16 protein-coding genes and 1 riboswitch are annotated in these 24,356 nt (G+C 51.7%); of the genes, 10 read left to right on the top strand and 6 right to left on the bottom strand.

Annotated features, from left to right (window positions below; translation table 11 throughout):
* The 7 genes from B3F51_RS08505 to B3F51_RS08475 all read left to right on the top strand — a co-directional run.
* On the top strand, positions 1-2,906 hold a 2,906-nt coding region (locus B3F51_RS08505), incomplete at its 5' end, for a hybrid sensor histidine kinase/response regulator (protein WP_286946588.1).
* A gap of 1 nt (position 2,907) precedes the next feature.
* Positions 2,908-3,321 carry a chemotaxis protein CheW gene (locus B3F51_RS08500; RefSeq protein WP_286946587.1) on the top strand — a complete coding sequence of 138 codons (414 nt, stop codon included), beginning with the start codon at positions 2,908-2,910 and terminating at the stop codon, positions 3,319-3,321.
* Positions 3,322-3,338: 17 nt separating this feature from the next.
* Positions 3,339-5,717, top strand: coding sequence for a methyl-accepting chemotaxis protein (locus B3F51_RS08495; protein WP_286946586.1), 2,379 nt, complete (start codon positions 3,339-3,341; stop codon positions 5,715-5,717).
* 42 nt (positions 5,718-5,759) lie between these two features.
* A complete protein-coding gene (locus B3F51_RS08490; RefSeq protein ID WP_286946583.1) occupies positions 5,760-6,614 on the top strand; it encodes a CheR family methyltransferase in 855 nt (284 codons plus the stop codon).
* Positions 6,611-6,985 (top strand): response regulator, encoded by a 375-nt coding sequence (locus B3F51_RS08485; RefSeq protein WP_286946581.1) that lies wholly within the window; start codon positions 6,611-6,613, stop codon positions 6,983-6,985. Before B3F51_RS08490 ends, B3F51_RS08485 begins: the two co-directional genes overlap by 4 nt.
* Positions 6,985-7,467 (top strand): chemotaxis protein CheX, encoded by a 483-nt coding sequence (locus tag B3F51_RS08480; RefSeq protein WP_286946579.1) that lies wholly within the window; start codon positions 6,985-6,987, stop codon positions 7,465-7,467. The genes B3F51_RS08485 and B3F51_RS08480 overlap by 1 nt, the downstream gene beginning before the upstream one ends.
* A gap of 17 nt (positions 7,468-7,484) precedes the next feature.
* Complete coding sequence (locus B3F51_RS08475; RefSeq protein WP_286946577.1) at positions 7,485-9,158, top strand: response regulator; 1,674 nt, start codon at positions 7,485-7,487, stop codon at positions 9,156-9,158.
* A gap of 149 nt (positions 9,159-9,307) precedes the next feature.
* On the opposite strand, the gene B3F51_RS08470 is transcribed toward B3F51_RS08475, so the two are convergent.
* The gene (locus tag B3F51_RS08470; protein WP_286946575.1) at positions 9,308-16,009 is read right to left on the bottom strand and encodes a non-ribosomal peptide synthetase; all 6,702 of its coding nucleotides are present in this window, start codon (positions 16,007-16,009) and stop codon (positions 9,308-9,310) included.
* 390 nt (positions 16,010-16,399) lie between these two features.
* Here B3F51_RS08470 and B3F51_RS08465 point away from each other — a divergent pair, with 390 nt between their 5' ends.
* Positions 16,400-18,142: a diguanylate cyclase domain-containing protein gene (locus B3F51_RS08465; protein WP_286946574.1), complete on the top strand. Its 1,743-nt coding sequence runs from the start codon at positions 16,400-16,402 to the stop codon at positions 18,140-18,142.
* 156 nt (positions 18,143-18,298) lie between these two features.
* Entirely contained in the window at positions 18,299-18,571 is a 273-nt protein-coding gene (locus tag B3F51_RS08460) for a late competence development ComFB family protein (RefSeq protein ID WP_286946572.1), read from the top strand.
* An 83-nt stretch (positions 18,572-18,654) separates the two neighbouring features.
* Here B3F51_RS08460 and B3F51_RS08455 read toward each other — a convergent pair whose 3' ends face one another.
* The 5 genes from B3F51_RS08455 to B3F51_RS08435 form a co-directional block, all read right to left on the bottom strand.
* A complete protein-coding gene (locus B3F51_RS08455) occupies positions 18,655-19,860 on the bottom strand; it encodes an aspartate kinase (protein WP_286946570.1) in 1,206 nt (401 codons plus the stop codon).
* Between the two features lie 77 nt (positions 19,861-19,937).
* A complete protein-coding gene (gene dapB, locus B3F51_RS08450) occupies positions 19,938-20,693 on the bottom strand; it encodes a 4-hydroxy-tetrahydrodipicolinate reductase (RefSeq protein WP_286946569.1) in 756 nt (251 codons plus the stop codon).
* 9 nt (positions 20,694-20,702) lie between these two features.
* Positions 20,703-21,581 carry a 4-hydroxy-tetrahydrodipicolinate synthase gene (gene dapA / locus B3F51_RS08445; protein WP_286946567.1) on the bottom strand — a complete coding sequence of 293 codons (879 nt, stop codon included), beginning with the start codon at positions 21,579-21,581 and terminating at the stop codon, positions 20,703-20,705.
* 423 nt (positions 21,582-22,004) lie between these two features.
* Positions 22,005-23,003 carry an aspartate-semialdehyde dehydrogenase gene (locus B3F51_RS08440; protein ID WP_286946565.1) on the bottom strand — a complete coding sequence of 333 codons (999 nt, stop codon included), beginning with the start codon at positions 23,001-23,003 and terminating at the stop codon, positions 22,005-22,007.
* A gap of 220 nt (positions 23,004-23,223) precedes the next feature.
* Positions 23,224-23,397: riboswitch (Lysine riboswitch) on the bottom strand.
* Positions 23,398-23,625: 228 nt separating this feature from the next.
* A complete protein-coding gene (locus tag B3F51_RS08435; RefSeq protein ID WP_070372286.1) occupies positions 23,626-23,838 on the bottom strand; it encodes a DUF1858 domain-containing protein in 213 nt (70 codons plus the stop codon).
* 169 nt (positions 23,839-24,007) lie between these two features.
* Between B3F51_RS08435 and B3F51_RS08430 the strand changes: the two genes are divergently transcribed.
* A complete protein-coding gene (locus tag B3F51_RS08430; RefSeq protein ID WP_070372285.1) occupies positions 24,008-24,283 on the top strand; it encodes an HPr family phosphocarrier protein in 276 nt (91 codons plus the stop codon).
* Positions 24,284-24,356: the final 73 nt, after the last annotated feature.

Below are 24,356 nucleotides of genomic sequence, written 5' to 3'. Positions count from 1 at the left end.
ATTTAGTTGGTCAAAAACACCATCTCGAAAATTTTGAACGGGTGCTGTTGACGGATCTGGCGGAGATCAGTGCCGAACAGATCAACGATGCCTTTCGGGCGGTCCATAGTATCAAGGGCACCGCCGGTTTTTTTGGCTTAACCGGGATCGTCGCCATCGCCCATGCCATGGAAACCATTATGGACGTCGTAAATCGCAAGCAGATCCCGTTAACTGAGGCTGAGATTGACTTGCTGCTGGAAGCGAAAGACCGCTTAAAGCTGCTGGTGGATGATGTCAAGCAGAGTGAAACCTATCCCATCGATGATATCCTGGCAAAATTGCAGGTCGCTGAGGCGGGCTTTGCCAAGCAGGAGGCGCAGGCGGCTGATCCGATGGGGGAAGCAGTGCCGCCGGATGCCCGTCAGTTTTTTGCCCTTTTTGATTTTAATCCGCAGACCCGGGATAAAATCGCCGCCTTGAGAAAATTTGGCCATCATATTTATGGCATCAATATGGCCCTGACCGATCATTATCGGGCCAGCAGCGGCGGGCTTGCGGCCATTGTCGATAATTTAACTTCCGTTACCAATGTGATTGCAATGATCAGCCCGGCCGGCGACCCACTCAGCTGGGACGATCTCAAAACCGGCCAATTGAACCATCAGGTGGTTCTGATCCTGGCGTCAAGTATCCTTGAAGAAAGCCTGTTGCGCCAGGTGTTTGGACTGCCGGCCAGCAGCGTTCATGTCCTGGTAGAAAGTGGGGAAGAAACGGTGGCGGCGCCGGTGCTGATGCCGGACCGGGATCCCGACGCCAGCGACGACAAACTGACCGCGCTGTCCCAGCCGGAGTTCAATGACGGGGCGGAGAGTCTCCGGGTCAATATCCGGCTGCTGGATGACTTGATGAATCTGGCCAGTGAACTGGTGCTGGGGCGAAACCGGCTGCTGACCCTGCTGGAACCGGAAAAGAAAGGGATTGCGGGGCTCCCCCAGGTGCTGCAAAATGTTGATCACTTAACCAGCAGCATCCAGGAAAAAATTATGCTGACCCGGATGCAGCCGATTGGAACCCTCTTTAATCGCTATCCGCGGCTGATCCGAGACCTGTCCAAAAAACTGAATAAGAAACTGGCGCTGCAGATAGAAGGCGGTGAGGTCGAACTCGATAAGTCGATTCTCGAAGGGTTAAGCGATCCGCTGGTGCATCTGCTCCGCAATGCCGCGGATCATGGCATTGAAAGTGCGGCGATCCGCAAACAGCAAGGTAAAAATGAAATCGCCACGATTAGCCTCAAGGCCCGTTATCAGGGCAGTGTGGTCAACATTGAAGTCAGTGATGACGGTAGCGGCATCGATTTTACCAAAATTCAGAAAATCGCCCGGGAAAAAAAGCTTTATCGCGACACCGAACTCAATCAGATGTCCGAAAAAGAGCTGCTGAACCTGCTCTTTGATCCCGGCTTTTCGACGGCGGATCGCATAAGTGAGGTATCTGGCCGCGGTGTTGGCATGGATGTGGTGCGGACGAATCTTGAAAGGATGGGCGGCAGCATTGAAATTACAACCCAGTCCGGCCGGGGCACCAGCGTCAAACTGACGATGCCCTTAACGGTTTCGATTATCCAATCCTTGGTGGTGGCATCCGGCGAGACAAAAATGGTGATTCCCCAAGCCGATGTGCAGGAGACCATCAAGATCAACAAAGAAACGTTGAATAATAAAATCGAAACGATCAATGGCAAGTATTTTTATCGCCTCCGGCAGCAGCTGTTGCCGGTTGTCTACCTGGGTGACCTGTGGCAGCCCCAGCAAGCTGACCGGACCGCCCGCGATCATAAGCTGGTGGTGCTCAAACTCGGGCTGCAGCGTTTTGGCTTACTGGTCGAAAGCTTGTTGGGAATCGAAGAGACCCTGATCAAGCCCTTGCCGGCCATCCTCAAGGAATGTGGCATTTATTCGGGCTTAACGATCATGGGCGATGGTAAAGTCGCCCCGATTCTGGACATCGCTGGCATTGCCCGAACAACGACCCTGGTGAGTGATACCAGGACAAAGCCACCAACCATCATCGATGATCCGGACCGGACCGCGGTGGCCGGGGATGACCGCGAAGATTTTGTCTTGTTTAAAGGGTCCGGAAATGAAACGCTGGCCTTGAATATTGCCCTGATCAAGCGCATCGACAAAATTAAAAAAACCGCAATTGAGCAAGTCGGCGACCGCTCATACATTACCCGGGGCGACCTGCCATTGCGGGTCATCAGGCCCGAGGATTATCTGGCCCTTAACAGCGGCCCGGATGATGGTGAAGACTATTATGTCATCACGCCCAAGCTGGTGCCCCAGCCAATGGGTATTTTAGCAACCGAAATTATTGAAAATGTCAACTTCGAGCCGATTATTGAGGCACAGCAGTTTAAGATGACGGGGATCTTTGGGGCGGCGGTCTTTCGTGGCAAAATGATCCTGATCCTTAATCTCTATGCCTTACTGGAGCAGGTGGAACCGGAAGCCTTTGCCTATCTGCCGTCACCCCAGGCCAGCGGCCGAAAAATTCTGCTGGTCGAAGATTCGCCGTTTTTTCAAAAGGTTGAGCAAAGTTATTTAGAGCGCGGCGGTTATCAGGTGGCGCTGGCCGCCAATGGCCTGGAAGCGCTGGCGATCCTGGCCCGTGAGCCGATCGATGTGGTCCTGACCGATATTCAGATGCCACTGCTTGATGGTTATGCACTGCTTAAAAAAATCAGACAGCAGCCGGCCTATGATGCCATCCCGGTCGTGGCGATCAGCGCCATGACCGGCACCCGCAATCGCGAGAAAGGTTTGGCCAGCGGCTTCGACCGCTACGAGTATAAACTGGATCGGGAAAGCCTGTTGCGGACCCTCGAAGCGGTCATTACGGCATCCCAGAGAGGTGAATAAGTTGTTAAAAGTTCTTTGTTTTAAATCCGGCCATAATCTCTATGGCATCGAAACCCGCTATGTCAAAGAAATCAATCGTCATCCAGAAATAACTGTCATTCCGTTGGCGCCGGGGGTGATGGCCGGGATCATGAATCTGCGTGGCCAGGTTGTCAGTTTACTGGATTTTGCGGCGCTTTTAGGGGTGCCGGCGACGGGGCCCAAAAAACATTCGATTGTCCTCAAAAAAGAACCGGGGGACCTTGATGTGATGGCGTTACTGGTTGAACAGGCAGCCGATGTGCTTAATGTTGACGAAGCACTATGCGAACCGCCAACGCCATCTTTAGAACATGAATATGGCAAAACGATTAAGTTGATTGCCAAGCTGGAGCAGCAATTGCTGATGATCGTTGATAAAGAGAAACTATTTTAAAATGAGCGAGGTGTCACATGTTTAAATATTTTGATAATGTAAAAATGCGGACCAAGTTAGTCATCTTTTTTATCCTGACCGGGTTAATCCCGATCATCATTATTTCCGGGCTGGCCTATACCCAGGCCCGCAATAGTCTGGTCACGATGAAACTTGAGGAAATGGCCCTGTATTCAAAAGTCACCCAAAACCGGTTTACCCAGGAATTTGCCGACAAAGCCTTTTATACCAGCAGTGTGCTGTCAAATTTAGCGATTGTCGAAAATCTGTTGACTCAAACCCTGCCGGGGGGTGGCAAAGGGGAACAGTGGGAGGCGGCTTATGGCCGGGTTGAAACCGGGCTGACGCCGCAGCAGGCAGCCCAACAAATCGAAAGTATCTATATTACCGATGCCGCCGGCAACTGTATTTATGCCTCGGGGCAATTGAAGGCGACCCTGGAAGGGACCAATCTGGCCAATCGGGAGTACGTCAAAACGGCCATGCAGGGACAGAGCAGCGTGACCCCGGTGCAGTATTCGGATATCATCAAAAAATATTATGTGACCCTGTCGGCACCCTTTTACAGTTCCCAGAATGGCGCCATTCTGGGAACCGTCAACTGCCTTGTGTTAATGGACAGCATTGAAGCGAGCCTCAATGAAGGGATCGGTGATATTGGTGAAACCGGTGATATTTATCTGGTCGATCAGACCGGGTTGCTCAATACCAACCCGGTTTTGGGGGCCGAAGCCGATGCCAAGGCCTTTTCAACGACCATCAACACGGCCGCGGTGGCCCAACTGCAACCGCATTTTAACAGCGACGGTGATGATTTCCGGTACACCGGGACGTACCGGGATTATCGGGACGAACTCGTTTTGGGGACGGCTTCCTTTGTCGACATTGGCGCAACCAGGCTGGGCCTGATCATTGAAGTCGATGAAGCCGAAGCGTTAGCGCCGGTTAAAAGTCTGCAGGTGATGATGGTGCTGGTGTTAATCCTCGCCATTGCCGCCAGTGTGGCGATCGTGTCGGTTTTATCGCGACGCATTACCAGGCCGCTGAAGACCGTCTCAGCGCTGATGGACGAAGCCGGACAAGGCAACCTGGCCGTCCGTGGGGAGTTTTCCAGCCGCGATGAAATTGGTAAGCTCTGTCTTGATTTTAATCAGCTGGTTGAAAAAATCGGGGGGTCATTAAAAGCAATTGTTCAGGCTACGGAAGTGTTAAACGACTCCGCCGATGCGATGGATCGGGTCGCCAGCAACATTGCCGTGAGCTCCGAGGAAACCAGTGCAAAAATCAATGTGGTCAGTGCCGCCGTCGAAGAAATCTCGGCCAGTATGGAACAATCCAGCGCGACCCTCCTGACAACGGCGGATAATACCAATCAGATTGCCGCAGCCATCGAAGAAATCAGCAGCACCACCAGAAATCTGGCAGCTGCTTCGGAAGAAACGGCCTTAAGCGTCAATCAGACCATTTTATTGATGGGTCATATTTTTGCCAGTATCCGTGAGGTGTCAACCTCGGCGGAAAATGTCAATGCCGAAGTCAATACCGTGGTTGAGGCCGTCAAAGCCGTGAACCTGTCGGTTAATGAGATTAATAGCAACTGCGAAAAATCATTACACATTACCCAGGTGGCCGACAGTGAAGCCAAAAACACCGCCGAGATCATTCGCAATCTCAATCAGTCATCTAAAAAAATCAATAAAATCATTAAGATCATTGACGATATTGCCGACCAGACCAACATGTTAGCCCTGAATGCTGCCATTGAAGCGGCCGGAGCCGGCGAAGCCGGCAAGGGTTTTGCCGTGGTGGCCAATGAGGTCAAAGAACTGGCCAAGCAGACATCGGAAGCCACCGATGAAATCGCCGACCAGATCGAAGGGATGCAGGAAAATATGGAACAGGCCGTTTCGGCGGTGGCCCGCATCAATGATGTCGTTGACGAAGTGACGACGATCACAACCTTAATTGCCACGGCTGTCACCGCCCAAAGCACCTCAACCCAGGGGATTTCCGAAGCGGCGATTCGGGCTTCCCAGCGGCTCGATACGATTACCGTGGAAATCCGGGAAATCGATCAGAAAGCCGGCGAAGTCAAACGGGGCGCTGAAGAATCCGGACAGGCTGTTGGCGAGATTGCCCAGAGCACCGCCGAGCTGGCCCGGGCTGCCGATGATGCCGCAGTGAACACCGAAAGAATGTCGGTCAGCATGACCCAATTGGGTCGCGCCACCGAAGAAACGGTCAAAGGCGCTGTCGAAATTTCCCAGAGTATCCAGGAGATTAATCAAGCCTCGGAAAAAATCGCCGTCGGCGCATCCAAGACGTCGATTGCCGCCAATCGGCTGGTCGATCTGTCACTGCAGCTCAGCGATTCGGTTTCGCAGTTTAAATTTTAGTATTCGCCAGCCTTGCAGTGCTGGTCAGAAAGGGGGCAGACGATGGCTGCTTTATCAGAACAGGAGTATCAGTTATTTCAGCGCTATATCGCTGAAAAATGCGGGATCGCTCTGGATGAGAGCAAGGCCTATCTGGTCGAATCACGACTGGCAAAATTGCTGATTGACGCCCATTGTGACAGCTTTGGAGAATTGTTTTTGCTGCTGCAAAGCCATTCCGACGCCAATATCGAAACCCGGGTCATCGACGCCATTACCACCAATGAGACCTATTGGTTTCGCGATCCGGGGGCGTGGCAGATTATTGAAAAAACCTGGTTGCCGCAAAAAATTGCCGAAGTGGAAGCCGGCCGACCGGACAAAATCCGGGTCTGGAGTGCTGCCGCATCAACCGGGCAGGAAATCTATTCGCTGGTCATCCTGATTAGTGAGTATTTAAAGAACCATCACATTACCACGGTTTCCCTCGACGATTTCGAGTTTGTGGCGACTGATATTTCGAATCATGTTTTAACGATTGCCAGACGCGGACACTACGACCCGATTACCATCATGCGGGGTTTAAAACCGGATCTCCGGGAGGCCTATTTTAAGCGTGAGGGAACCTCCTGGGTGTTCAATGAGGCTGAGCGCAAACGGGTTCGCTTTGAGCCCTTCAACCTGCAGAACAGCTTTCTGCTGTTGGGAAAATATGATCTGGTTTTCTGCCGCAACGTGCTGATTTATTTTACCGAAGCGCTGCGCCACGCGGTCTTTAAAAAGACCGCCCAGGTGTTAAAACCGCAAGGCGTGCTGCTAATCGGAGCGGCCGAGATTTATTATGCGATGGATGATTATTTTGACAAGAACATCACCAGTGATGGGACTTATTTTACAGTGAAGGAGGCAACCAAATGAAGATGTTGACGATTGACGATTCGGCCGTTGTCCGCAGGATTATTGCGGCGGCGGTGGCCGTGCTTGGTCACGAATGTCTGGAAGCGGAGTCCGCCCAGGATGGACTGAATCTGCTGCAGGGGCCGGATACAATTGAATTGATCTTTCTGGATTGGAACATGCCGGGGATGAACGGCCTGGAATTTCTCAAAACGATCAAAAAAAGTGACCAGTTCAAACACATTCCGGTGGTCATGGTGACCACGGAAAATATGCCGGAGAGTGTCATCGAAGCGGTTAAAGCCGGGGTGTCCCAGTACATCACCAAACCCTTTTCGATTGAAGAACTGATGAAAAAAATCATCGACAGTTTGGGTGGGGAGGTCAACTGATGAATACAAAAGAAGCGATCAGGCAATACGAAGAAATTCCGGGACAGGTTTTTGTCGCAGCTTTACTGGAAAGTGTGGAGCAGATGAGCGGCTTTGTTTTGAATGCGGTTAAGCATGACCAGGCAACCGCCCCGGATCATGAAATTATTGGCGCCATGTTTTTACAGGGCGATAACGCCATGCTTTTGACCCTGGAAACCAATAAAGCCAGTGCGGCCCCCCTGGTTTCCTTTATGACCGGCATTGAAACCGCCGCCTTGGATGATAACCTGCTAAATGATGGCATTACGGAGTTGATCAATATGGTGGGGGGATCGGCCCGGGCCCGTTTGGAAGCCAGCAATTATCAGTTCTTTTTATCCGTTCCCTTCACGCTGGTCGGGGATGGCATTAAAATTGAGGTTAAAAAGAGAACCGATAGCTTTATCGCCAGACTGGTCTGTGACGAGATTGATCTGATGCTGAGGCTTTATAAATTATAACGAATGCGGAGCAAATGATGAATACAAGTGAACCAAGCATGTTAGCCATGTTATCCGAAATAGAGAATCAGCTTAATCAGGCCCTGCAAAATTTTGTCGTCTTCAGTATTGAACCGAACACCATCAGGCTGCGGTTGATGTCGGCTTTTTTTGCGGAAGTAAAGGCCCTGGCAATCAAGAATAATTTTCGCGAATTGGGGTATCTTTGTCTGAAGAGTGAAGAATTCATCAAACAAAACGAGCGCAAACTTTTAAACGACAGCACCTATGCGATCAAGCTGGCAAAACGCTTTGGTGAAGTCACCCTGGCCCTGGAAAATTTGCTGACGGTCGCAACCTATCAGGGAAGCGACGCCATGAATTTAGTCTGTGATATTCAGACCCGGGAGGTGGTCAATCTGGCGGCCCGGAACAATCAAACCAGCCGTCTGACCTTAGGCCGGGTATTGGTCTTTGATGATGATATGCTGGTCTTAAACATTATCGAAAGCGTTTTGCGGAATCGCGGTTATGATGTCCTGATCACCAATGATGCCGAGCAGGCCCTGGAAATATTAAGAGCCTATGATGCCGATATTCTGATTCTTGACCTGGTCATGCCCGGCAAAAGCGGAATCGAGTTTTATCGGGAATTAAAACAGGAAAAAATCGTGATTCCAACCATCGTTCTGACGGCTTCCACCAGTAAGGAGGATCACGTTCTGGCGCTTAAGGAAGGGATTGATAATTTTCTGAGAAAACCCTTTGAAGCCGAGGTGTTAGTGGCCAATGTCGAGAAATTGCTGAAAAAAGAGCACAAAAACCAAACCGCCCTGTGGAAGGATGCCCTGACTTCAGCCTATACCCGCAGTTTTTTTGCGGACCGATTTGCCCAGGAAAAAGCCAAGTTTCAGCGTGACGGCCGGGTTTTTTCAGTGGTCTTTATCGACATCGACCATTTCAAAGAGATCAATGACAGCTATGGCCATCTCTTTGGCGATGCGGTACTAAAAAGTTTCGTGTCGGAATTTAAGTCGAGCTTCCGGCCATCCGATCAAATTTCGCGATTTGGTGGCGACGAGTTCTTATTGCTGTTACCGGAAACCGATGCGCTTGAGGCGTTTAAGGTGGTTGAACGCATCCGCCAGAAATTTCAACGGAAAGCTTTTAATCCGCCGGACTCTACCCACCAGATTTATATCACCTTTAGTGCCGGCATCAGCGAGTTTAATGGCGGCGATAAAACCCTCGAAGCGGTCCTGGAAGAAGCTGACCGTCAGTTATACCGGGCCAAAGAACGGGGTCGGGCCTGTACCAGTTTCTTACATGATGCGATGGATACCGGTACCGAAAAAAACCGCATTCTGATCTGCGATGACTCGTCAACCGTCAGCCGCTTAATCAAAAGCCGACTCAGCCGCTTAGGGTTAGAGACCCAGGTGGTGGCGACCGGCAAAGAGGCGCTGGCTATTTTTCCGGATTTTAAACCGCACCTATTGATTCTGGATATCATTCTGCCGGATATAAATGGGGCGCTGGTACTCCAGGAGATCCGAAGTATGGAGCAGGAAAAGCAGGTCAAGGTGATTCTGATCAGTGTTAAAAACTTAGGTGACAATGCCCAGCTGCTCCACGAACTGGGCTATGATGACTTTATCAAAAAACCGATTTCCCTGGAACGGCTTGAACAAAGTGTCAAGCGACTGCTCTAGGTGAACCGGGGGACACGTGGTGGTGGCCGCAGTGCTGTTTGTGCTGGGGGACTAGGCTCGGTTAATCGGCTTCAGACAGCAACATAAAATAACCCCCTACCGGCAAGAACAGGCCGCGGCACATCGCCGCGGCCTGTTCTTTGTCGCCCTTAATTCTCGTCAATATCAAAGAATCCCAGTCCATCCAGGGCCTGGATGGATTTGTGCATATAGGTTTCATTGGTAATCGGCCAGCTGTGCCCGATCCGGTACAGCACCTCGGTGGTGAAGCGGTTTTCGGGATCAATCGGGTAGATATGATTGGTGGTGTCGCTGGTCAGGTAGACAATCAGCCCGGAAATCGCCGGGGCCACCTCGGCGTCGGCCATGCCGGCACGCAGGGCGGTATCAAAGGCGGCGTCACTGACGACCTCAATCCCAAAGCCGTAGGCGTTCATTTCGGCCAGCACGTCGGCCATATAGACAGTATGGTTGTTGTAAGGGTGGAACACCGTCAACTCCCGGTTGGTCTGGGACAGCTTCAAAATGGCGTGGGCGGTGGTATCAATCGGCGAAAACTCGACCGCCTGACTCAGGGCACTGACGGGGAACTGGCCGAGAATCTTATAGCCTTTGAGGCCCCGCATAAAGCCATTGTGGAGGAAGTTGATCTGGAATTCGCCGTCGCTGTTGCGGCTCATCAGATTACCGACCCGCATGATCTTGGCGGTTAAGCCCTGATCGGCGACAGCAACCAGTACGGCCCGTTCGGCCAGAAACTTGGAATGGACATAGGCGTTTTCGAGACTCTGATCAAAGTACAGCTCGTTTTCACGGATTCGTTTGTCCGGAGGTGGGGCGCCGTTGATGCCTTCCCCGGCGATGCTGACGGTGGAGACCTGAATCAGCTGCTGGCCGGTTTTGAGACACAGCGCAATCAGGTTTTCAACCCCCCGGACATTGATTTTTTCGAGGGTATCGTCGGCGACAAAATGCTTGACGCAGGCGGCGCAATTAATCACCGTGCCGGCGGCCACCGTTTCCAGCGCCGTCAAGCTCGCGGGATTGGTGATATCGCCTTCGACACAGAAAATCCGACTGCCGAAGAGCTCATCGTAATCGCGGTCAAAATAGTAGACCAGCATCGTTTTGATCCGCTGCTCCAGCGAGCGGGCCTTGCCCTTGCGGATAAAGCAGGTGACCTTGCCCTCATAATGATCGAGGAACTCCTTGAGAATATGGGTTCCCAAAAAGCCGGTGGCGCCGGTTAGGATAATATCACCCAGGGGGTTGGTGGTCAGGCTGGCCAGATTGGTCATATCGTTTTTAGCCAGCACCGGGGTCAGTTTGTGGTAGTCAAAGTTTTTGATGACGTCGGCCGGGTCAATGGTTTCAGCGACGTGTTTTTCAACAAAGGCCGCCAGCCGCTGAACCGTTTTGTACTCAAACAGATCGGCATAGGCCAGCGGAATCTGCTGGCTCAGGCACTTCATCGCCACCTTCGTGGCAGAAATCGAGGTGCCGCCGATGGCAAAGAAATCGTCCAGCACCGAGACGGTGTCGAGGCCCAGCGTTGACTCAAAAATCTCCGTCAGTTGTTTTTCCAGGGCGGTTTCTGGGGCCAGATAGGCGGCGGTTTTGATGCCGGTATCGGGCTGGGGCAGGGCTTTTTTATCGACCTTGCCGCCGGGGGTCAGGGGCATTGTGTCCAGTGCCACATAGAAGGTCGGAATCATGTATTCGGGCAACTGGGATAAAAGCAGATGGTGCCAGACCTTGGGGTCAATGGCCCCTTCGGGCCGGGTGTAGTAGCCGATAATATACTGGTTACCGCCTTGCTCCAGCACCGTCACGGCGGTTTCCTTGACACCCGGGTGGGCCAGCATCGCCCCTTCAATTTCGGAGAGCTCTATCCGATAACCGCGGATCTTGACCTGGGAATCGATCCGGCCGATGTACTCAATCAGGCCGTCACCGCGGCGGCGGACCATATCCCCGGTGCGGTACAGCACCCCATCATCAGGGCCGCTGGCAAAGGGGTTGGGAACGAAGGCAGCGGCGGTTTTTTCGGGCAGGTTGTGGTAGCCCCGGGCAATCTGGCGGCCGGCATGGCAGAGCTCCCCGGGCATCCCGATCGGTACTGGGTGCAGGTGGTCATCAACCACATAGGAGCGGACATTGAGCAGCGATTTGCCAATCGGGATGTTGTGGTATTCCTGATCGACGTTAAAAATCGTCGTTTCCACCGTGCTTTCGGTGGGGCCGTAGGCGTTGACCACGGTATAGGGGCGGTCATAATAATGCTTCAGCTTTTCGCCGCCGACGACGATATGGGTCAGGCGGGAGTCACCGGTCATGTTGTCGATGATGATTTCGCCCATCTGGGTCGGGAAGACGGCGACGTTAATGGCTTCGTCTTTTAAGATCTGACAGACCTTGACGGCATCCTTGCGGTCGGCTTCGGCAAACAGATAGATCAGGGCGCCATTGGCCAGATAGGGGAAGATCCCCACCACCGAGGCGTCAAAGCAGAAGCTGGAATACTGGGCGCAGCGGGTCTGCGCGGTGACCTGCTGATTAATGGTTTCGTTCATAATCAGATTACTGAGGTTAGCATGGCTGATCATCACCCCCTTGGGTTTGCCGGTGGAGCCGGAGGTGTAAATCATGTAGGCCAGATCTTCGCCCTGGGGTTTGCTGGCCAGCCAGCTTTTATCGGGCTGGGGGTAGCCATTGGCGGTGACGGCGTCCAGATTGATGGTCTGGTTGGGGAAAAAGCGGGTCAGGGCCTGGTACTCGTCGACATAGAGGAGAATATCGGCAGCCGAGTCGCTAAGCATATAGCGCAGCCGGTCTTCCGGGTATTCGGGGTCCAGCGGCACATAGGCGGCACCGGCCTTCATGGCGGCAATGACGCCGATGATGAATTCCCGGGTCCGGCCGGACAGGACGCCGACAAAGTCTTCTTTCTTGACCCCGGCGGTCAGCAGCTGCACCGCCAGGGCATCCGAGGCAGCATCGAGCTGGGCATAGCTGAGGCTGCCCTTGCGGTCCAAAACCGCCGGGCGATCCGGGTATTGGGCTGCTGCGGCAACAAACAGATCGACAAAGGTATGGCCATAGTAACGGGGATCGTCGACCATTTCCCGGTCTTCATCAAAGAGCAGCTTAATCTGCGCGAGGTCGTCGGTACCCAGCGCCTGTTCGGCAGCCAGAGCGAGATTGTCCAGCAGGGCGGTCATTGAGCTGTTCTCATAAAGATTGCTCTCGAAGGTGGCCCGGAAATGATAGCGGCCCTGGCGGATCGAGACCTCCACCGAAATCGCGGCGACAACCCCTTCGCTCATGACTTCCAGGGCTTCTGTGGGCCGGCCGGCCAGGCTGTCAAACTCAAAATTATCACCCTGATAGACAAACATGATGTCGGCGCTGATGCCAAAGGCCCGGCTGATTTCAGCAAAGGAATAAATATCGTGATCCATGCTGTCGATCAGCTGGTTTTTGGTGGCGGTGAACAGCTCGCTGGCAGAAACGCCCAGCTGGCAGGTTACCGGCAGGGTTTTAACAAACATCCCGATGGTGCGGTCGGTCCGGGAATCACTGCGGCCGTTGTAGATGGTGGTAAAGACGCTGTGGTCGGTGTGGTTGTAGCGGCCCAGCAGATACCCGAACAAACCGACAAAAAAGGCGTTGGGACTGAGCTTCCGGGCTTCGCAATAGCTGGCTACGGCGGCTACCTCCAGCTGTTCGGGGATCAGACTGACGATGCCCAGGGTCTTGGCGGTTTCATTTTTATCCGGACCGGGCAGAAAATTGGTATCGCAGCCCGAAAACAGGTCGGTAAAATAAGCCTCGGCCTGGGTGTAATCGGCCCCGGCCCGGCTTTGCTGTTCGTCCCGGGCGGCGTCAAAAGAGCTGTAGCTTTCCGGTTCCAGGGCAGCCCCGCCATAGGCCCGGTTAATGTCCTCAAGCAAAATCACCAGCGAGGTGCCGTCACAGATGCTGTGATGGATATCGATAAAGAAATAGTTGCCGTCCTTGGTCTGAAACAATGAGGCATTAAAGAGCCGGCCATCAATCAGTTTAAAGGGGGTGACCAGCTTGTCATGATCCAGATAATCCCGAATCCGCAGGGTAAAGGGGGCCTCGTCCCGGCGCCGTTGCATGATTTCGCCGTCGGTATCCATGAAGAAACGGGTCTTGATGTAGGCATGGGCCTCGATGGTCGCTTCAATGGCATTTTTAAGCCGGGGCAGGTTGACATCAGGATGAAGTTTAAAGAGGAAGGGGATATGATACAGCAGTTCCTCGGGTTTGGCCATCGATTCGACAAATAATCCCATCTGGGTTTGGGTCAGCGGGTAGGCCTCCCGTTTGGTGGCTGCGGATTCCGGGGCGGCGGCTGCGGCACTGGTCAGGAAGGCTTCCAGCTGGGCGACGGTATTGTGAGCCTTTAGATCCCGGCTCTTGACCACTACCCCAAAGGCCTGGGACAACCGCACGTTCAGGGTCACGGTGCCGATCGAGGTCAGCCCGGCTTCCTGGAGATCGGTATTGATACCGAACTGCTCATGGCCGAGAATCCTGGCCACGCAGTTATAGATCTGCCGCTGGGTGGGGTTTTGCGGCGGGGTTAAATCCGTCTGCTGCTTGACCGGCTGAGGCAGGGCTTTTTTGTTGACCTTCAGGTTCTGGTTGAGCGGAATGGCCTCGAGTTGCATCGTTACCGCCGGCACCATATAGGGCGGCTTTTCGGCTTCGATAAAGGCGTTCAGGGCAGCAACGTCAACCGGGGTATCAGACACCACATAGGCCACAATATACTTGACCCCGCTGGGGTCATCATAGGCCACCACGGTGGTATCGGTGATCCCGGGGAACTGGCGGATCACCGCTTCGATTTCGGTCAGTTCGACCCGGAAACCGCGGATCTTGATCTGGGCATCCCGGCGGCCGACAAACTCGATGTTGCCATCACTCAGATAGCGGACAATGTCACCGGTATAATAGATCCGGTCATCAGGGGCGACATCGCAAAAGGGGTTGGTGCCAAAGGCGGCGGCAGTGGCCTCGGGGCGGTTCAAGTAGCCCCGGCCGACATGCATCCCGGCAATACAAAGCTCCCCGGGGACGCCAATGGGCAGCTGGCGTTTATAGCGGTCAACCACGTAGGTTTTGACGTTATCCAGGGCCTTGCCAATCGGGATGTTGTCATAGTCGCCATCAACCAGAAAACTGGTGGCAATGACGGCGGTTTCGGTGGGGCCATAGAGGTTGTGGAAATGATAGTGGGGCGGGTGGATGGTGGCCAGCTTTTCACCCCCAGTTGACAGATGCTTAAGCGAATGATTAGTAATGGTATCGGCAAACTGGCGGCCCACCTGGGTGGTCATAAAGATGTGGCTGATGCCATGGGCTTCGAAATAATCGTTTAGCCGCAGCAGATCAAGGCGGATTTCATCGGCAATAATATGCAGGGTGCCGCCAACGGTTAAGACCGGATAGGTATCCATCATATTGGCGTCAAAGCCAAAGCTGGCATAGGCGGCCACCTGGGCATTTTCGTCCAGATCATAGTAGCGGTTGTACCAGTGACAGAAACAAACCAGGTTGCGGTGCTCCAGCATCACGCCCTTGGGTACCCCGGTGGAGCCGGAGGTGTAGAGCATAATCATCAGATCCTCGGGCTCAGGGTCACTCAGCACCACAGTGCTGTCCGGCAGAGCCGTGATGTCTTTGGTCAAGATCACCTGACCGCTGTAATTTGGGATTAGCCCCAGCAGCGCTTCATCGGCAATCAGTAGTCGGGCGCTGGTGTCGCCAATCATAAAGCTCAGCCGGTCGCTGGGGTAGGACGGGTCCAGGGGCTGATAGGCGGCCCCGGCTTTAAGGACCCCAATGGAGGCAATCGTCATCAGCTCGCTTTTGGGCAGCAGAATCGGGACAATATCCTCCCGACCGATGTCAAAGCTTTTGATGTGTTTGGCCAGCCGGTCAGTGACAGCGTCCAGTTCGGCATAGGTCAGCCGAATTTCCTGATAGACCAGGGCGATGTTGTCCGGGGTTCTGTGGGCCTGGTTTCTGAGCATCGAGACCATCGTCAGGCTGGTATCGTAGGGAACGGTGGTGTGGTTAAAAGTTTCACAGCGGAGCCGGTCAGCCTCCGAAATCAGGGTAATGGCCAAGAGTTTTGGAGCTGTCAGTAAGCCGCCGATGGTGCGTTCAAACAGATCGGCAAAGCTGAGAATGGTTTCTTCCTTATATAAATCGCTGCGGTAATGCAGGCGTAGCGCAAAGCTATGGCCTTTGGGGCTGACCACCGCCGCCAGATGGGCGTGGCCGAGATCCACCGGCTGTTCTGGGTTTTCATTAAAGACAAAACGCAGGTCAGCGGTGAGATTAAGCTCCCGGGATAACTGCGAAAAGGCGCAGCCGCAGTGGCGGGTGGTGGTTGTATAGCTACAAGAAACAGCCTTAAGGTAGTCGACAATCGACTCGTCTTCATTGATTTTAAGATACAGCGGCAAAATGCCATCGGCGTTGTCACAGGGCTGCAGACAGCAGACACTTTCGTCTTGACCGGTAAACTTGGCCAGGGTGTAGGTAAAGGCGGCTAAAAAAAGCACCGGGGCGGTGATCCCGGCGGTAGTCAGCAGTGCATTAATGGTCTCCGGAGCAAAACTCCGGGAAAAATCGCTGCCAATCCAGGCATCAGGGATGGCAGTATGGTTGCTGTGATTGGGATAATCATAAATCAGATTGGAATCAATTTCCAGTCCGCTAAAAATACCAGTGAAATAGCGAAGACTCTCATCGCTGGTGGCGGAAACGTTTGCGTTGTACGGGGTTTGTTTGTCATTAAGATCATTCATGGGGCAATTATTCCTTCCTGGATGCAAAATTTTATGAGCACCAGCAAAAATGATGGTGCTTTGCTGAGATCGTAAGTTTTCTATTGTTATTATACCATAACATTTGTTTGGTGAGACTATTTTTTGGATTGAGCGTCCTGATCACTATTGAAAGACTCGGCGGTGAGGGACACGGTTGTTAATTAAAAGTCTGTTCAGCGGGTGGGGTGTTATGGTAAAATAGAAAAAAGTTTATTTAAAGTATCAAAAAAAAGCGAACCATATGGGACAAAACAACAAGAATGCACCACGTCCCCGTTGCAGCTCGGCAAAATCCCGATTAATTACAGTCAACTGCAACCGTCCCGTGATTGTCACAGACAACCAAAGCAAAGAAATGAGGGTTAATTTATGGAAAGATCTCAGCTATCAACCGCCAATCATCAGATCCGGATTACCATCGTCGGCCTCTGCCTCCTGGGAACGATTTTTGTGGCGGTATATTTTAATTACTTTAAGGGCATCGATGTGGTTTATACTCATCTGTTTTATGTGGTGATTGTGATGGTCGGCCTCTGGTACAAGCGCTACGTCATTCAGGTGGCGATTTTTCTGGGGCTATTCCATATCGTTATGGACTATCTCAGTACCGGGGCCTTTTTGATGGCGCCGATTCTCCGGGCCAGTATCCTGTTGTTTGTGGCCTCAGGGATCTATTTTCTCGTCAGTCAGCTGGAGAACAGCCATAAAAATCTTGATCAGGTGATGAAAAGCGTCGGCGATGGTATTATCGTGGTCGATCTGGAACAGCGGGTAACCCTGCTCAATCGGGTGGCCGAAGAGCTCACTGGCTGGTCAAGTGGTGAGGCCCGGGGTAAAAGCTTTGAGCTGGTTTTTCAGCTGTCTCATGAAAATTCCGAATATCAGGTTTCCAATCCGGTAGATGAGGTGCTAAAAACGGATCACAGTACAGCCTCATCCCACCATGCCATGATCACGGATCGCCAGGGCCGCTGCTTTCATATTGAGGTCAGTGCCACCCCGGTGAAGGACGGTGACGGGGCCACCACCGGGGTGGTTCTGATCTTCCGGGATATTTCTGAGCGAATGGCGCAAAGCCAGCGGATTGAATACCTCAGCTACCACGATCACCTGACGGGGCTTTATAATCGCCGTTATTTTGAAGAAGAACTCAAGCGCATCGATGGCCGCCGCCATTTCCCCTTGTCGATTATTATGGGCGACATCAATAGTTTGAAAATGATCAATGATGCCTTTGGCCACCTGACCGGAGACCAGGTGATCTATGCTGCCGGTAAAATCCTCAAGAAATTCTGTCGCCCCAACGATGTGGCGGCTCGCTGGGGCGGTGATGAATTTGTACTGTTGCTGCCCAACACCGACGAGGAAACCACTGCCAAAATCGTCGAGCGGATGAACCAGGCTGCGGCCCTGGCCCCGGTTGACCAGGGAATGCTCTCGATGGCCTTTGGCTGGGACACCAAAAAAAATCTCTCGGAAGATGTGCTGGAGGTGTTTAAGAATGCCGAAAACTATATGTACAAGCACAAACTGCAGATGAAACCCCAGGTTCGGGACGATACCATCGGCCTAATTATGACATCGCTCTATCACAAAAGCCGAGCCGAGCAGACCCATTGCGACAATGTCCGCCGCTATGCCCGGCTGATCGCCGAAGCCATGCAGCTCAACGAAAAGGAAATGACGGCTCTAGAATGGGCGGCACGGCTCCATGACATCGGCAAGGTTACGCTGACAGCGACACTGCTGGATAAAAAAGGCGAGCTGACCGCCGATGAATGGGTGGCCATCAGACGCCATCCCGAAATCGGCTACCATATTACCAACATTTCCGCCGATATGACCGAAATCGCCCTGGCGATTCTTAGTCATCACGAATGGTGGGATGGCAGTGGTTACCCCAAAGGCCTGACCGGCAAAAAAATTCCCCGGTTGGCCCGGATCATTGCCATTGCCGAAGCCTATGATGCGATGCTCAGTGACCGTCCCTATCGTCCAGCCCTTTCTCCCAGTCAGGCACTCCACGCCATCGTTCACGGCGCCGGCACTCAGTTTGACCCGACCATCGCCGGGGTTTTTGTAAGCAGGGTGCTGGTGGAGCAACCAGGATGAGAATAAATTAAAATTAATTCATGTTTAAAATAAATATCGAATATTGAACTGAAAACGGTTGAAATGGCGTTGTTTTAATAGTATACTAATGTCAGGAAAGTGTTTATCTGAATCGATAAAATCAATTACTAAATCGACAAACTTTGGAGGGAAAAGATGTTAAAAAATTACATGGAGGATGCGGTTGATTCATTTTTACCACATATGCTCAAACAGTATCCGGAAATTTGCCGCTGCGAGCTTTGTGTTGAAGATATTAAAGCGATTGCCCTGAACAAGCTGAAACCGGCTTATTTTGTGACCCATGAAGGGCTGTTGTTTTCTAAAATCGATGAAATGACCACCCAGCATAAGGCAGATCTGACCAGTGAGCTGACCCGGGCCATTGATATCGTCTCAAAAAATCCCCGCCATCCCAAACAACAATGAATTCTTAAACAAAAATAAAAGCCAGTATTCCCAACCTGAGGGTCGGAAATACTGGCTTATTTTTGTTTGTGATCTGATAAATTCTATAAGTCGAAGGCGACCGCAGTGGCCGTCACCGCTAAATCCTTGTCTTTGGAGGGAATAATACAGCTGATCCGGATTTCCGAGGTGGTTATCATCAGCATCTGGATGTTGTTGTCGGCCAGCAACGCAAAAAATTTGGCGGCGACGCCAGACTGGCTCCGCATTCCGATGCCGACCACCGACAGCTTGGAAACCTGCTCGTTGATGATCACGCCGATGCCGGGATGCTTTTCCTGAAAAGCGTTGAGGACTTTCTTGGCATCCTCCAGATCCGAGGCCGGGGCGGTAAATGAAATATTAATCAGATCATCGATGGGAGCGCTCTGGCTGATCATATCGATGTTAATACTTTTGGTGGCAAACTGACTGAAAAACTGGGAGGTGATGTTCCGGTCAAAGGGAACGTCACGGATGGTGATCATAATTTCGTCATTGTCAATGGCCACGCCGGTGATGGATTGTCCTTCCATGTTGTTTTCTCCTTTTGTAATGATGGTGCCGGGAATTTCAAATTCGCTGGAGGCGACCCAGATGGGGGTATCGTACTTGCTGCCCAACTCAATTGCCCGGGGATGCATGACCCCGGCGCCGAGGCTGGCCATTTCCAGCATTTCTTCGTAAGATACAGTGTCCAGCTTTTTGGCCTGGGGATAAAGCCGGGGATCGACCCCATAGATACCTTCGACATCGGTATAGATTTCACAGGGGGCCTCCAGCACACAGGCCAGCGCCACGGCACTGGTGTCCGAGCCACCCCGGCCAAGGGTAGTGACATCATCATTTTCATTGACGCCCTGAAAACCGGCTATGATGACAATTTTATCTTCGTTTAATGACTCTAAAATCTTGGTGGTATCAATCCCTTCAATCCGGGACTTGGTATGGCGGCCGCTGGTGCGGATACCGACCTGAGGGCCGGTGAAAGAAATGGCGTCATGTCCCATGGCCTGGAGGGCCATCGACAGCAGCGAAATAGAAATCTGCTCGCCGGTGGACAAAAGCCGGTCCAGCTCCCGTTTGGGTGGGGTGGGGTTGATATCATAGGCCAGCTTGACCAGATCATCGGTGGTTTTGCCCATGGCGGAAACCACCACGACAATCTGATGGCCGCTTTGTTTCTTGGCAATGATGCGTTTGGCAACATTTTGAATCCGTTCGGTGGAACCTACCGAGGTTCCACCGTATTTCTGAACAACGATATTCATGAGATTAACCTCTAAATCAGTAGCAGTTATGATTAATCGACTGTTAGTTGATCCTTTCTGTTGTGGTGTGGGGGGCGTTAGTCGTTGACGACCATGGCCATGTCGTAGCGGCCGGGGGCCTGGCCGACCAGGAATTGGGCGGCTTTGACGGCGCCTTCGGCGAAGACTTTTTTGGACAGGGCGATGTGGTTGACTTCGATGATTTCGTCGTTGCCGGCAAAGATCACCGAGTGTTCACCGGGGATGGTACCGCCGCGGATGGCGTGGATGCCCAGTTCGTTTTCGGTGCGTTTGGCGTCCCGGCCGTAACGGCCGTAGGTGTAGTCTTTTTTGGTGGCCAGTCCGTCGTTGATGGCGTCGGCCAACAGCAGAGCGGTGCCGCTGGGGGCGTCCAGCTTTTTATTGTGGTGTTTTTCGATGATTTCAATGTCAAAACCACTTTCCAGTTTGGCAACCATCTCGGTCAGCATCTTGGCAATCAGATTGATCCCCAGGGATAAGTTGGCGGTTTTAAAAACCGGGAATTCTTTGGCCCCTTCATCGATGGCCGCCAGATCGGCCTCAGACAGGCCGGTGGTGGCGATAACGATGGGGATTTTGTGGCTTCGGGCAAAGCCGAAAATCGCCGGGAAGGCCGCAAAGTGGGAAAAATCGATGATAACATCGACGGATTCGGTGCACTTTGTCAGATCATTGTAGACCGGAAAGGGCAGGGTGGTAATCGCCTGCTGATCAAATCCCGCCACCACCTGGGTATCGGGGTTGGCGGCAATGATCTGCTGCAGGGTGGCACCCATGGCGCCGGAGACGCCACTGAGTAAAATATTGATCATGGCGACCTCCTATAGTAAACCGTAGGTTTTTAAATCGGCAATCAGTTTATCTTTGTTGGCTTCTTCCATCTCAATCAGCGGCAGCCGCATTTCGCCGGAATCCAGACCCATCAGGCCCATGGCCGTTTTAACCGGAATTGGGTTGGTTTCATAGAACATCGCCAGATTAACCAGATTGGTTTTAAACTGCAGTTCCCGGGCCCGTTCGATATTCCCAGCCATAAAGCTGGCCACCAGCTCGTGCATGTCTTCAGGAATAATATTGGCCGAGACCGAGATCACACCCTTGCCGCCAACCGCCATAATTGGGAGAACATGGTCGTCATTACCGCTGTAAATGTCAATGTCATTGCCACAGACCCGGGCAATTTCGGTGACCTGGCTGATGTCGCCGCTGGCTTCTTTAACCGCCGCCACATTGGGGATCTTGCTCAGCTCTTTAATGGTTGCCACTGAGATGTTCATACCGGTGCGGCTGGGGACATTGTAAATAATCACCGGAATCGTGATGGCGTTGGCAATGGCGGTGATATGGGCGATGATGCCCCGTTGGGTCGATTTATTGTAATAGGGGTTGATAATCAGGCAGGCATCAGCACCAGCTTTTTCGGCTTCCTGGGATAGCATGATCGAATAGGCAGTGTCATTACTGCCTGTTCCGGCCACAAAGGGCACCCGGCCGTTGATGTATTTACCGGCATCCCGGAGCAGCTCGAGATGCTCATCATCAGTCAGGGTTGAGGTTTCACCGGTGGTGCCGGCAATCAGAATGGCATCGGTTTTGTTTTCGATCTGCCAGTCAATCAGTTTGTGAAAGCGTTCAAAATCCACTTTTCCATCTTTAAACGGGGTCACCAGGGCGACACAGCTTCCTGTAAAAATACTCATTTCAATCTCCTTTGATTGTGGTTTTTGTGTATAATACCGTACCGACCAATTGTTAATCTGTTGTTCGCTGCGCCATGCGAAATTCGCTGCGCTCTTTTCGCATTGGTCGCGGGCAGTCGCCAACTATAAGCAAGCTTATGATTGGCTCGTTGCCTTCGCGAAGAATCGGACAGGCTTTGCCGTGTCCGCTCCGATGCGTAGGGTCTGACCCCTAGGTCACAACATGATGTAACAATTGTCGGTACTGGGTTAGTGTTCTAATCTATGTTCGTTAACGAGCATAACCTTGATTGCTTTGGTGCCGGTATTCAGAAACAGTTTCGTAACGTGTAGGCGAACAGTACAAAAAAGTGTTGTTCGCCCTAGTGTAGAAACTGTTTGCTGTATAGCGGTAGCAAAGCCAACGGCACTAAATTAATGAGCCTAGATCAGGCCCCGTTTAGCCAGTTCGAAGGCGATCTGGACAGCGTTGGAGGCGGCGCCTTTGCGGATGTTGTCGGCGACGACCCAGAGGTTCAGGCCGTTGGCGACGCTTTCATCGCGACGCAGTCGGCCGACATAGACTTCATCGGTGTTTTCGGCGTTGCGGGCCAGCGGGTAGACGTTGTTGGCCGGGTCATCCTGGAGGACAACCCCCGGGGCGTCGCTGTAAAGCTTGCGGACGGCGTCCAGCTCAAAGGGTTTTTTGAGCTCAACGTTGACGCTCTCGCTGTGGCTGTAGAAAACCGGCACCCGGACGGTGGTGGCGGTGATCCGCAGGCTGTCGTCATGGAGGATTTTCCGGGTTTCATTGATCATCTTCATTTCTTCCTTGGTGTAGCCGTTGTCGAGGAAAGAATCGATGTGGGGCAGCACGTTATAGGCAATCGGGTGGGGGTAGAAGGCATTGGCTTCGCCCTTGATCCCTCCTTCCAGATCGGAATAGCCCTTGACTCCGGAGCCGGATACCGCCTGGTAGGTAGAATAGACAATCCGGTCGATGCCAAAGGCATCATAGAGCGGTTTTAAGGCCACTACCGCCTGAATGGTGGAGCAGTTGGGATTGGCAATGATATTTTTATGCCAGTCCAGATCTTCGGGATTGACTTCCGGCACCACCAGGGGTACGGTGGGGTCCATCCGGAAAGCGCTGCTGTTGTCAATGACAATGACACCCTTGGCAGCTGCCACCGGCGAAAAGCGCTCGCTGGTGTCGCCACCGGCGGAGAACAGGGCAATATCAATATCCTGGTCAAAAGCTTCATCACAAAGCTCCTGCACCACGTAGTTTTTTCCATTAAAGCTTATTTCTTTACCGGCTGAGCGTTTGGACGCCATCGGATACAGGTTCTTGACCGGGAATTTAAGTTCCGCCAGTACCTGAAGCATTTTCTGTCCCACCATGCCGGTGGCACCAACAACTGCAACATTATAAGATTTCATAAGTCCTCCAAAAATTGAATTTATAGTTAATTGCAAAATTTACATCAGCGAACATTCATTGCTTTGATGTTGGTTTCCACAACACACGTGTTTGTGGGAAACCGGCAGCGAAGCTCGCAGCAGTATAGCAGTTTCGCAATCGTCCATTTGAAATTAAAAAAAGCCGGTAACGGGTACCGGCTAAAAAACAAAGAAACACTCAAAAAAGAGATCTCATTGGGTTTTAGATAGCACTCCATCATAAAAATGATGACAGTCTCACTGCTCTTAACAGTAAGCCCAGGAAAAATGCTGGCAAAACATTGTCCTTCGGCGAGCTTTCCTTTCACAACGCTTCATCCCATTAGCCATGGTCACCGCCGTTAATCTTAAAGTCCGCACCTCTATCGTAATATTCGATTCTGACCATTGTAACAATTATTCCTGGTGATTTCAAGGGGTATTGACAAAAAAATAAAAAAAGCAACGCATTGATTAAAATGCGTTGCTCAGACTATCAAAAAAGATAAATCAGTACCGACAATTGTTACATCATGTTGTGACCTAGGGGTCAGACCCTACGCATCGGAGCGGACAACAGATTAACAATTGGTCGGTACGGTAGTTTAGCGACAACCTTAAACTATTTTGTTAAATCAACAGCGTCAATGGCGTCATTAATTGATTTAATCAAGGCATCGACATCAATGCCGTGGGCCAATGCCCCTTCTTCGATGCTTTCAAAACGTGCTGCCATACAACCAAAGCAATGCATGCCATAAGCCTGGAAGACGTTGACAGAATCCGGATATGCGTTAACAGCATCAAGGATGCCCATATCTTTAGTAACTTTCATTTTTTTCACCTCCGCAAAGTGTTAATCTCATTTGACATATCATACATTATAAAACTTAAAAAAAGATTTTACAAGTTAAAAAGAAATAAAAGTCGTTTACTTGCTAAAATCGCAGTCTAAGGTTATAATAGTAGCATAGGGGAATTTTATAGTAAAGGGGTGGATTATTGTGATAGTTGATAAAGTAATCGTTAATAACAAGGCCGGACTCCATGCAAAACCAGCCTCTCTTTTTGTCCAAAAAGCCAATGAGTTTAAAAGCGAAATCTATATCAAAAAAGAAACAACCCGGGTTAATGCCAAAAGCATTATGGGTGTGATGATTTTAGCTGTTCAAAAAGGTGACGAGATACAAATCGAAGCGAATGGCGATGACGAGAAGCGGGCCATTGAACAATTGAAACAAATGATTGAAAATCGTTTTGATTTTGTGGATGAAGTTTAAGATAATGAAAATCTTTTAAAAACGAAAATTCAGAAACCATGGCCGGATAAAGTATGAATGCAAATTCATGCTT

Source organism: Acetobacterium sp. UBA5834 (assembly GCF_002435675.1).
In the GTDB taxonomy this organism is placed as follows: Bacteria; Bacillota; Clostridia; order Eubacteriales; family Eubacteriaceae; genus Acetobacterium; species Acetobacterium wieringae.
Note: the sequence above shows the minus strand (reverse complement) of the source record. Positions and strands in the feature narration are given on the sequence as shown.

Bases quoted from the DNA above. Each gene is read 5' to 3' on its own strand.
- dapA (WP_286946567.1), bottom strand. From the start codon at position 21,581: ATGAGTATTTTTACAGGAAGCTGTGTCGCCCTGGTGACCCCGTTTAAA.
- B3F51_RS08465 (WP_286946574.1), top strand. From the start codon at position 16,400: ATGGAAAGATCTCAGCTATCAACCGCCAATCATCAGATCCGGATTACC.
- B3F51_RS08490 (WP_286946583.1), top strand. From the start codon at position 5,760: ATGGCTGCTTTATCAGAACAGGAGTATCAGTTATTTCAGCGCTATATC.
- B3F51_RS08475 (WP_286946577.1), top strand. From the start codon at position 7,485: ATGAATACAAGTGAACCAAGCATGTTAGCCATGTTATCCGAAATAGAG.
- dapB (WP_286946569.1), bottom strand. From the start codon at position 20,693: ATGATCAATATTTTACTCAGTGGCGTCTCCGGCGCCATGGGTGCCACC.
- B3F51_RS08485 (WP_286946581.1), top strand. From the start codon at position 6,611: ATGAAGATGTTGACGATTGACGATTCGGCCGTTGTCCGCAGGATTATT.
- B3F51_RS08480 (WP_286946579.1), top strand. From the start codon at position 6,985: ATGAATACAAAAGAAGCGATCAGGCAATACGAAGAAATTCCGGGACAG.
- B3F51_RS08495 (WP_286946586.1), top strand. From the start codon at position 3,339: ATGTTTAAATATTTTGATAATGTAAAAATGCGGACCAAGTTAGTCATC.
- B3F51_RS08460 (WP_286946572.1), top strand. From the start codon at position 18,299: ATGTTAAAAAATTACATGGAGGATGCGGTTGATTCATTTTTACCACAT.
- B3F51_RS08435 (WP_070372286.1), bottom strand. From the start codon at position 23,838: ATGAAAGTTACTAAAGATATGGGCATCCTTGATGCTGTTAACGCATAT.
- B3F51_RS08455 (WP_286946570.1), bottom strand. From the start codon at position 19,860: ATGAATATCGTTGTTCAGAAATACGGTGGAACCTCGGTAGGTTCCACC.
- B3F51_RS08470 (WP_286946575.1), bottom strand. From the start codon at position 16,009: ATGAATGATCTTAATGACAAACAAACCCCGTACAACGCAAACGTTTCC.
- B3F51_RS08440 (WP_286946565.1), bottom strand. From the start codon at position 23,003: ATGAAATCTTATAATGTTGCAGTTGTTGGTGCCACCGGCATGGTGGGA.